This is a genomic window from Cyclobacterium sediminis (assembly GCF_054781075.1).
Window position 1 is genome coordinate 1 of the sequence record NZ_BAAGVC010000013.1, and the last position, 1,039, is coordinate 1,039.

The following is a 1,039-nucleotide window of genomic DNA, read 5'->3' on the forward strand; positions in this document are numbered from 1 at the left end:
CTGCATAATTTTAAATTAGGAGACTCGAATTGGCTGGGAAGTCAAACCGTAGAGGGTGAGAGTCCTGTAGAGGAATTTTAATTTAGAAGGCGGGTATCCTGAGTAGGCCGGGACAGGAGAAATCCCGGTTGAATTTGCCGGCACCATCCGGTAAGGCTAAATACTCCCTAGAGACCGATAGTGAACGAGTACCGTGAGGGAAAGGTGAAAAGTACCGTGAATAACGGGGTGAAAAGAACCTGAAACCGTGCGCCTACAAGCGGTCGGAGTCCTGACTTAGTTGGGATGACGGCGTGCCTTTTGCATAATGAGCCTACGAGTTACTCCTCACCGGCAAGGTTAATCCTGTTAACAGGAGGAGCCGCAGCGAAAGCGAGTCCGAACAGGGCGATTTAGTCGGTGGGGGTNAAAGCTTCCGGATGAGCTGTGGGTAGGGGTGAAAGGCCAATCAAACTGAGAAATAGCTCGTACTCCCCGAAATGTTTTTAGGAACAGCGTCGGGAATTGTATGATGGAGGTAGAGCTACCGATAGGACTAGGGGGAGTCACATCCTACCAAATCCTGACGAACTCCGAATGCCATCATATAGAACCGGCAGTGAGGGCTTGGGTGCTAAGGTCCAAGTCCGAGAGGGAAAGAACCCAGACCTACCGCTAAGGTCCCAAAATCCGCGCTAAGTTGAACAAAGGCGGTCCAGTTGCAGAGACAGCCAGGAGGTTAGCTTGGAAGCAGCTATTCCTTTAAAGAGTGCGTAACAGCTCACTGGTCGAGCGACAGGGCGTCGATAATAATCGGGCATCAAGTGCGGTACCGAAGCGAAGGAAGATATTTATATTTTGGTAGGGGAGCATTCCAGCGACAGCGAATCCGGATGGTAATGTCCGGTGGAGTTTCTGGAAAAGCAAATGTAGGCATAAGTAACGATAATGGATGGGAACAACATCCACACCGAAAGACCAAGGATTCCTGATCAACGCTAATCGGATCAGGGTCAGTCGGGACCTAAGGATAACCCGAAGGGGGATTCCGATGGCAAAT

General features: G+C 50.4%; 1 rRNA gene. It reads left to right on the plus strand.

The annotated features are described in order from the left end of the window. Positions 1–1,039, plus strand: a 23S ribosomal RNA gene (locus tag ACYVHJ_RS14745); the annotation flags it as partial.